Below are 9,028 nucleotides of genomic sequence, written 5' to 3'. Positions count from 1 at the left end.
ACCGCGCCTCTGTCAACAGCTTTAGTTCGCGCAATTACCTGTTACCGTCTGGGCAAAACGTTCATACATTCTTGGATAATCAATAGCTTGCGAGGTTCGACATGTAAGGATTTTGCATCTTCGGACACTTAAGGACGTGGAAGACGGCTCTTCAGGCTTCTTAACGACATACACATATTCTCGAGGTGAGTCTGCATGAAGCAACGCTGGACCTTTCGTGCCTACCCGACGGAAGAACAAGTATTCCAGTTGGCGCGAACATTTGGCTGCGTCCGGTATGTCTGGAACTGGGCCCTGGCGCTCCGTCGTGACGGGCTCGTGCAGCATCGACGCAGGATTGGCTATGCTGAAACTGATGCGCGGCTGACGCAACTCAAAGGTCACCCCGAGACTGCGTGGCTTCGGGAGGTGAGCAGCGTACCACTGCAGCAGAGCTTGCGCGATCTCCAGATAGCCTTCGTGAATTTCTTCGAGCACCGTGCGGCTCATCCGACATTCAAGCAAAAATCCAGGCGTCAGTCAGCTAACTATACACATCGTGGCTTTCGGTTTGATCCACTCACCAAGACCCTTACCGTTGCGAAAATAGGCAGACTGCACATACGCTGGACACGCGACTACCTGCCGATGCCCTCCTCAGTCCGAATCATCAAAACCACGACCGGCAAGTACTTTGTTTCACTGGTCGTGGAGATAGAGCCCCTAGACTGGCCCAAGTCCGGCGAGGCTGTCGGCGTTGATTTTGGCTTGACGTCTTTCGCAACGCTGAGCAACGGCGAGAAGATCGACAATCCACATCACGCTGAACGACGCCAGCACAGGCTGACTCTGTTGCAACGGCGTGTTTCACGGAAGCAGAAAGGCAGCCGGCGGCGGAGTGTGGCACTGCAACGGCTGGCATTGCTGCATGAACGCATTCGAAACGCGCGATGGGATACTTTACACAAGTTCTCCACCAATCTAGTGAAACGGTTCGACCGGATCTACTTGGAAAATCTCCACATCCGCGGCCTGGTGAAAAACCACCACCTGGCTCGCGCATTGAGCGATGCAGCGATCGGTTCAGCCTGTCGCTTGATCGAAGCGAAGGCGTCACGATACGGAAAGGAGGTCGTCACAATCGATCGGTTTTTCCCGTCGAGCAAGACGTGCTCGGGCTGCGGGCACGTCGTCGGTAAATTGCCTTTGACGATTCGTGCATGGTCGTGTCCATCGTGCGGGACCGCCCATGATCGGGATATCAACGCCGCACAGAATATCTTGGCGGTTGGACAGACCGTGTCAGCGCATGGAGCTGGGAGAAGTACTCGCCGTCTTCCAGGACGACGAGCCACCTGGCGTCGAAGTGCGAACCCCTCTCGGTGATCAGTTCAGACGCGAGGGAATTCCTGGCATTCAAACCAGGAAGGATGTCAACTCCCACCGAAGGAGCAAATATGTCAGGCAAGCGCGATTTGAACTTCAGTTTGTATTCCGGAAGACTGACCCATCCACCAGAAATGATGCAGTACAACACCGGACATGGCCATATGCTTTGTTTCTCCCTCGCCATTCATTCGGATGCCCCCTCAGACAAAATCGACAATCCCATGTTCCTCGATGTGAAGGTCACCGGAGCGTCACCGGAACTCCATCAACACATGAGCGTCGGCCAGGAGGTACGCGTCCGTGGGGAGCTACAGTCACGAACGTTCAAGAAACAAGACCGCATCCAACGGACCTACTATCTCCACGTGAAACACCCCTCCGACCTCGAATTCCTGTCGCGGCCGAAGGACAAGACGACGACCTAATCACCACACCCACGGATTCACAGCCGCGCGACGTGCCCATCCAAGTCTTAACAAGGAGTGTCTCATCATGACCACTGCCCAAATCACGCACGCCCAGATAGCCCGCGCCCTCTACGAGGCCCACTCCTCCGTGGAGTGCCTCTCGATCGAAGATCTTCGCGAGCTGCAGCTTTCTACTCTCGGTTCCAATGCCAACTCTGAGACATCCTGGCTTCCCGCACTTCCAGACCGCGTTCTCGTCACCACCGAGGCGGAAGAGGAAGAAGCCATCACCCTCATTGATCACCTCTTTCAGGCCCATATGGACGCCTGGTCCCTGAAGGACCGCGATCAGGTCTTCTCCCGAGGCACCAGGTTCGACGACGAGAATCCCGCCCCCCAATACCCGCTCATCACGAAGAGCTCTCGCCGGACATCGGATCCGTCCTTCATGGTCCTCCCAGACGGGCGAAGGGTACTCCAACTCGATGCACAGCGGTTGCTAACACTCTGTGGCATCCAAGAGGTGCTACTCCGAAAAGAAGTTCGCCCAGGTGCATTCGCACGCGCCGGTCGAGGCAAATGTCCCTCCTGCCACGGCTTGCATCTGACCACTCCCCAATCAGCACAGGCCACCCCAGCGCGCGCATCAGGAAACGACCTCGTTTGCCCCAGGTGCAAAGTCAGCATTCAGAGCAACTATATTCGGGAGGATGCCGATACCCTGAAATGCCTCTGCTGTTCGCACCGAATTTATCGAGAACATGCCCCCGAGCTGCCCGGTCTCGATGCCGAGGATATCGCGCAGAACGAAGAACGAGTTGCGCGAGCCTGCTATGTAGACCACGGCCAGCAGGCCGAAGCTGACGACGACGCCCTCGATCTCGACAGCGGCCAGGACAGCGAGGATCTGTTCGACGACACCACGCAGATCGACACGTTTGAGTATCTCGATTATGAGTCTTCCCATGAAATTGCCCAAGACGACATCCCGAACGACGAGAGCGACGTGGACTTGCCTGATCTGCAAGACAAGCTCCACGCACCGGCTTATGCCCTGTTCTGTCAGGGCCGTCACCCACTTCGACAGGCCCTCCTCAACCAGGCCATCCTCGAGCTCGACGCCCACGACAATCGCATGCCGGTCTGGGTTGCGGCCGGGCGTATCCTCACGTCCACCCCACACCACCTCTCTCCGACCGACGCGCAGGCCATCACAAGCTGGCTCCATGGGCTTCCACAAGAGGACCTCGCCATCCTGGCTGGCGATCCCAACGCCAGCAACGAACGCTTAGCGCATCCGGAACCCGGCTTGTTCTTCCCAACCGATCAACTCCTGCTACCATTGATTCGCTTCTTCGGACACAGTCTGAAACGCTTTCGCAACAAGGAGGCTGGCTGCCGCATCCTCGCCGCGGACTATGGGCTGACAGAATCCGCGCTCAAACACATCGCCATGGCCTACGGGCAACTCCCAGCCAACCGCGAGGCCGCCCACGTGCCTGCAGCCTAGTCTCACCCTTCGTGATACGGCAGTGCACATCCCTCCGCTCAACCATGTGAAGGAGTCTTTTCATGACCTATGCTCACGTCGAACTCGTTGGCCGTGTCGCGACCACTCCCGTGCGCGCCTCAGTCGGCGCACGCAGGGTAACCAATCTCCGCGTCGCGATCGACCGGCCTATTCAGACCACTCGTCCTGGACACACTCCACCACTGTTTCTCTCCGTTTGCATCTGGGACCACACCCTCGACCACCAGCTCCCCTCCCTGACGAAGGGCCAAACAGTCAAGGTTACAGGGCGCTTGGATACCCGCACCTCCTCGCACACCGGACTGACGTATACTCATGTTGTCACCGACCACATCGAACTGATGCCACCGGAGATACACCGACAGGCTGCCTAAGCCCCGACCGGCGGCAAGGCAAAAAAAAGGGGAGCACTTCCGGGAAGACGCACTGAGTTCCAAGGAACTCGCGTCTTCCACAACGAAGTGTCTCCCCTCATGTACTGGTGTCGGTCCTTACATGGGGCCATGCGTAAGGAGTTCTAGTCCAAAACTACTATTCCCACGCTGTCCCATACAATGCGCGATGAGCCTCATAGAGCGCATCGGCAGCTTCTTCACGAACCTGCTTCACCGAGTCCTGAGTGACGCCCGTCCGACAAAGCAGCTCATCTCGAAGCGGGGCTTCAAGGGCTTGCGCTCTCTCCCAGACAGCTGTCACAAATGCGGCTTCATACGTCTCAGGGATGCAGCTCGATCCGTGTATGTGTTGGACAATCTCGTTGATGATGGTATCGATCGCATTCATGAAAGCCTCCAGGCATAGTTGACAAGGGCACAGAGAGAGGCGTGCTCTCCAAGAAACCACGCGCTCCCTCTGCTGCTCCCCTATCGACACGGGCACTAGGCACTCGCGGCTCGAAATACGTCCGGTGAGACACCAAACGACGGGGCCAAAATTCTGACACCCGCGCTGGCAACTCGGAATCGTCTCAATGCCAGCCGACATGCTAGCTGCCACTTCTGTATCTTCGTCGATACGGACGGCACGACCAACATACGTTCCGGCTGAGCCAATTCTGCCGGCAATTCCGACTCTGGGAGAAACGCGCGCAACTCCTCGGTCGACGTTCGCATCAGCCAACGTGCGATTTCCTGTTGCTCCGCGCGACCCAGCCCACGGCACGATTCCATGAGTGTGGACGCTACGGCCCAAATCATATCAAGCCGCTCCCCACTCAGTCGTTCCCGCATCGTGCCCTCTAATAGTGCGCAACGAAGGGGCTTGACCGTCCAGTCTTGCCAAAAGCGATTCTGCAAGGTCATCAGCTGATCTACAGGATCTTCCGCGCTCTCCATATCCTGCGTCTCAAAGTCCCCAACCACACTGCGTTGAGTCTCCTCCTCGCCGGCCATGCTGCTCTGCACGATGTCCTGTTCGTCATCGTCTGCTGATTCTTCAGATTCGTCTATCGGCCCCGCAAGCGTTCCGTCTCCGTGATCCTCCAGCTCAAGATCCGATTCCACATCGACCGTCGCACTCGGTTTGCGTCCGAGTTCGACACGCCACGCGCAAATCAGACAATGCGCCTCTTTCAGATCTAACTGATGGACACCGACCGTCATCATGGACACCACCACAGACGACGAGCCACAGTCGGGACACAGCGGTGTATCGACTGTCGCATCGATCGCTTGAGCAGCACGTGTCCCACGAGGAGCAGGCACCGTGTAATCCAGTTCGGCCATGTCTTCCCACGTCTCACCACGATCGTCATCGTCGTCGTAACGATTTTCGAACGGTGTGCGAGCGTTCAACATCTTGGCATTGCGCCGTTCAATATCGGTCAAGTCTGCCAGGCGTGCGCGCAGACGAGCCCATTGTGCTGGATGCACCTGATAACGTGGTTTTTCCAGCTCCCAGACTAGTCGTTGCAGGTCCTCCAGAGCGAGTCGTTCCCAGGCATGCACCAAGCGACCGTGATCTGCAGCGATTCGTTGGAAATCTTGAACCACTACCGAGACGATCGCCTTTGCCATCTCCGAGCGAACCCACGTTGCATCCACCACGGGAGTACGGCGAGGGGCTGCACTGAGAAGTCCACGTAACGTTGCATGCTTCGATGTCAGATGGGATGTCGTCATGATGAGATCCTTTCATGTCATGATATATGTTGTGATGTGTTGATTTCAGACGTGCTTCGTGGCGCATTCCAACAGCATCGTGCGTGACATGCCGTCCCATTGACCACCCTCGACCCAACTGCTAGAGTTGGCGCCGTGTTCAGTCACTCTGAGAACACCATGAGACTCACGCCGGAATTAGAGATCACCCGTCAGCTCTCCACCTTTGTGAACAGCCGCCAGGAGCTACTCATCGCCAACGCGCGTTTTGTGGGATCACGTGAATTCTGTACACTGGAAGGATTCAGCGAACGAGTGCTCTCTCAGGTCAATCATCTCACCCAAGCGCTCTCACTCACCGAACAGGAACAGGCCCTCGCTCGAGACATCACAGACGCAGTTGCCGCTTTGTCTCGCTAATCACTTCCAACGAGGTCCAATCGCTTTGCGGCATCAGCACGAAATGATCCGCTCTTGCCTTCGACCATTTCAGCGCCCCAGCCTCGATCAGTAATTCAAAGCGATTCGCCAGATCGTTAAATGCCAATTGCAATGCATCGCCGGATCCATGCAGATCCACCAGTACCAGTTTGCCGACAATTCGCATGTCCACACTGACTGCTTGATTTGTGTACATGGACGCCTCCGGGCACCTGACGGCAGCATCTCGCGATCCTGCGTCACGTGCAGCATGTTTAGAATGTGTGTGTGATGTGATTGAACGGTGATCGGAGCGATACGTAAACGGCAGCTTACGTACCACCGATGGAGTTAGGAGACGAGACGGAAGGACTCAACGCAGCGAACTCGCGTCAGCGAACCCTATGGCACAGCTGTTCGAGATGTTTGCTCAAGAGCCCGGTCTCGATCAGTATCGCGTGAGCGACACAGACACTGAACCGCCGGCGGACAAGGTACACGCATCGTCATACAGACCTCCTTAATGAAGCATGGGCACATGGCTCATGCATGGTGAAGAGGATCACGCCAAACATCCTGCCTTCAATTCTCTTTGCCTACACAGGAAGCAAGGAGAACGTTAGACCTGGAACATGGCGTGAACCTAACGTGGACCGATCGATGGAATTGAGAGATGGAGCACTGACAGAAGAGAAGCAATCTAGCTGTGATGATCACTCACAAGGACTAGACTGCGGATGCAAAGACGTTGTACCGAGTACAATGCAAGAGAAAGGATGGTTCGGCAAAGCCTACGAAAAAGAATATGTGCTCATGGTATCCAAGACCGAATAACGAGTCAAGCCCTCGACGTCCACCTGGCTACACAAGATTGGATGGTCAGGATATTCGTGAACTTAATAGGCGGACTTTGCACGACAAGTCGCAGTCACGACGAACGGATCGAGGAAGGGGCAATGATGATGGAGACATTTGAACGAACTGAAGGCGAAGAAGTCATTGGCAGTCTTGGCGACCAGTTAGTGGAAGCCAATGCGACCATCAAGGCGTTACGTGGAGCTCTTCTCTACATATCCACGGAATTGCAGAAGTCACTGACAAACCAAGCGAGACTGACCGCGAGGGTGAGGGAGTTGACCACGTACGTGAGACAAGATGGAACCAATATTGGTCAAACACAGCCACCGAAGCAGGAAGGCCTAGTTCAGCAGACTCACGACCATCCATGATTCCTTCACTCCCCATCCTCACCGGTGCGACCGCCCAACCTCCTCACAGGTGTCCCGAGGCGCTCAGGATGAGCGCAGGTCGGGCATCTGGGTTGTTCATTCTATCAGCCATCGAGGAGGTCCTATGCCCCAGGCACCGGTCGCTCTCCATGCCAGTCGCAGTGGCAAGCCTGCGTCGACCCGCGCGCTCCTCCTCATCGAGCAATTTCGGACCGCGCTCCAGGACGAACTCCAGAGTCGCACCCCTCGGCAACGTCAGGAAACTATCTGCGTCCCGCTCACAGACGGGCAACGGCAACACGTCACTGGGCGAACACATTACTATCTCTTTCAATCTGAGCCGATTCCGGCCAACCTCGTTGAAGACACGAATCCTTCCCTGGTCCTTATCAGCCAGCGCATTCCCTGTCGAATCGTTGGCTTTTCCCCAGACGGCCTCGCCTTAGCGTTCGAGGGCGAAGCCCCGGAGACGATCCCTTCGGCACATCTCACCTTCGACTCAGTCCGCTTGCTGCAAGCCCTCGACAAACGTCTGCAATCCATCAGCCAGCAACCGGACACCTTCGGAACCGCCCTCGCTCTCAAGGCCTTTGATCCTGATGCCATCGCCACGATCACTGCTCTCGACCGCTTGCCGGAAGCCTCAGGCCTCAATCCCGAGCAGGCGCAGGCCTATACCAATGCCCTCGAACGAGATCTTCTATTTGTCTTGGGCCCTCCTGGTACCGGGAAAACCGCCTTCATCACCGCCTTGAGCCAGGCCTTGTTGGCGCAGAATGGGCGAACCCTGATCTGCTCCCCGACCAATACGGCCATCGACAACATTCTGGAGCATCTGCTCAGCCAATCTCCCGATCTCGCCATCGATCAGGTCATTCGTATCGGCACCCCCAGTCCAGACAGCAGTGATCAGTGCCAAATGGCCAATCTCGAGACAGTTGCGCTCACCCACACACTGCCGCTCGAAGAACGCGCGAAGACCCTTCGCCGCCAATTACAGGACTTGGATCGAGACCTGCCGTACCTCGCTCACAGCGCCGACTCCGCCAAACGACTGGACACTCACTGGCGAGAATTGCAGACGTTGCGCGAACGGCACCAGATGCTCCACACCGATGAACGCCGTCTGCGCGGACTCATCACCGAGCGCGCCATGACCATTCAAGAACTTGAAGGCGAGCTTCGAGCCTTCAATGCTAGTCCTGCTTTCCGTCGGCTCTTCGAACACGGCAACAAAGCACGGATCGTCAACGACATTGCGTGTTTCCGAGACTATCAGGCTGCCGACGAAATTACGCTCCGGTCCCTGCAATCTCAGGTGCTCCACTCACAGGTCCGGATCGACACCCTCAATCGCGTCATGGAACAATTCCGCCAGGACCACCAATTGCCGGATGCCCCGTGGTCACCCGAACAACTCTGCGCCCTCCATGAGGCCATGCAGGGCATCCGACACGATCTACAAGGCACCCTTGATCGCCTTGAGAACGAGATCGCTCAGATTGAACAGGCCCTCGTGCGCCGTAGCAGGATCGTTGCGACGACCCTGACCCGGACCTACACCTCACGGCTACTCGACAATCAGCGTTTCGATACCGTGATCATCGACGAGGCCAGCATGGCCCTGGCCCCAGCCCTATTCTGTACCTTGGCGCTGGCCACCTCGAAGGTGATCATCGTGGGAGATTTTCTGCAACTGGCGCCCATTGCTTCGGCCAAGACACAGGCCACCAAACACTGGCTGGCCAGGAGCATTTACGATATCGCACAGATCACCTCAGGACGAGATCCTCGCGTGGTGCCCCTCAGCATGCAGTACCGCATGCATCCCGACATCGCGAACGTCAGCCGTCGTCTCTACGCACGCGCTGGGCTCAGCTATGTCTCCGCCCCGTCCACGTTGACGGACCGCAGCCAGACCGCTGAGGCCGCGCCGGCACCAGGACATTCCCTCATCTTCTGCAACACCGAACC

General features: G+C 56.8%; 10 protein-coding genes. 7 read left to right on the top strand and 3 right to left on the bottom strand.

What is annotated here, in order from left to right:
* Nucleotides 1-195: 195 nt before the first annotated feature.
* The 4 genes from GDA65_20335 to GDA65_20320 all read left to right on the top strand — a co-directional run bounded on the left by GDA65_20335 (nucleotide 196) and on the right by GDA65_20320 (nucleotide 3,680).
* Nucleotides 196-1,365 (top strand): IS200/IS605 family element transposase accessory protein TnpB, encoded by a 1,170-nt coding sequence (locus GDA65_20335; protein MBA5865033.1) that lies wholly within the window; start codon nucleotides 196-198, stop codon nucleotides 1,363-1,365.
* A 44-nt stretch (nucleotides 1,366-1,409) separates the two neighbouring features.
* Nucleotides 1,410-1,793: a single-stranded DNA-binding protein gene (locus tag GDA65_20330; protein MBA5865032.1), complete on the top strand. Its 384-nt coding sequence runs from the start codon at nucleotides 1,410-1,412 to the stop codon at nucleotides 1,791-1,793.
* Between the two features lie 67 nt (nucleotides 1,794-1,860).
* Nucleotides 1,861-3,285 (top strand): hypothetical protein, encoded by a 1,425-nt coding sequence (locus GDA65_20325; protein MBA5865031.1) that lies wholly within the window; start codon nucleotides 1,861-1,863, stop codon nucleotides 3,283-3,285.
* Between the two features lie 62 nt (nucleotides 3,286-3,347).
* Nucleotides 3,348-3,680, top strand: a complete 333-nt coding sequence (locus GDA65_20320) for a single-stranded DNA-binding protein (GenBank protein MBA5865030.1) — start codon at nucleotides 3,348-3,350, stop codon at nucleotides 3,678-3,680.
* A gap of 157 nt (nucleotides 3,681-3,837) precedes the next feature.
* Here GDA65_20320 and GDA65_20315 read toward each other — a convergent pair whose 3' ends face one another.
* Both GDA65_20315 and GDA65_20310 read right to left on the bottom strand, forming a co-directional pair.
* Complete coding sequence (locus GDA65_20315; GenBank protein MBA5865029.1) at nucleotides 3,838-4,089, bottom strand: hypothetical protein; 252 nt, start codon at nucleotides 4,087-4,089, stop codon at nucleotides 3,838-3,840.
* A 95-nt stretch (nucleotides 4,090-4,184) separates the two neighbouring features.
* The gene (locus GDA65_20310; GenBank protein ID MBA5865028.1) at nucleotides 4,185-5,426 is read right to left on the bottom strand and encodes a hypothetical protein; all 1,242 of its coding nucleotides are present in this window, start codon (nucleotides 5,424-5,426) and stop codon (nucleotides 4,185-4,187) included.
* Between the two features lie 159 nt (nucleotides 5,427-5,585).
* Between GDA65_20310 and GDA65_20305 the strand changes: the two genes are divergently transcribed.
* Complete coding sequence (locus tag GDA65_20305) at nucleotides 5,586-5,825, top strand: hypothetical protein (GenBank protein ID MBA5865027.1); 240 nt, start codon at nucleotides 5,586-5,588, stop codon at nucleotides 5,823-5,825.
* On the opposite strand, the gene GDA65_20300 is transcribed toward GDA65_20305, so the two are convergent.
* Nucleotides 5,794-6,042, bottom strand: a complete 249-nt coding sequence (locus GDA65_20300) for a hypothetical protein (protein ID MBA5865026.1) — start codon at nucleotides 6,040-6,042, stop codon at nucleotides 5,794-5,796. The two genes, GDA65_20305 and GDA65_20300, sit on opposite strands and share 32 nt — an antisense overlap.
* Before the next feature lie 739 nt (nucleotides 6,043-6,781).
* On the opposite strand from GDA65_20300, the gene GDA65_20295 reads away from it, so the two are divergent.
* Nucleotides 6,782-7,054: a hypothetical protein gene (locus GDA65_20295; GenBank protein MBA5865025.1), complete on the top strand. Its 273-nt coding sequence runs from the start codon at nucleotides 6,782-6,784 to the stop codon at nucleotides 7,052-7,054.
* A gap of 124 nt (nucleotides 7,055-7,178) precedes the next feature.
* Nucleotides 7,179-9,028 (top strand): AAA family ATPase (locus GDA65_20290; GenBank protein ID MBA5865024.1); only part of this gene is annotated, 1,850 nt, incomplete at its 3' end.

It is taken from the genome of Nitrospira sp. CR1.1, from assembly GCA_014055465.1.
In the GTDB taxonomy this organism is placed as follows: Bacteria; Nitrospirota; Nitrospiria; order Nitrospirales; family Nitrospiraceae; genus Nitrospira_A.
Note: the sequence above shows the minus strand (reverse complement) of the source record. Positions and strands in the feature narration are given on the sequence as shown.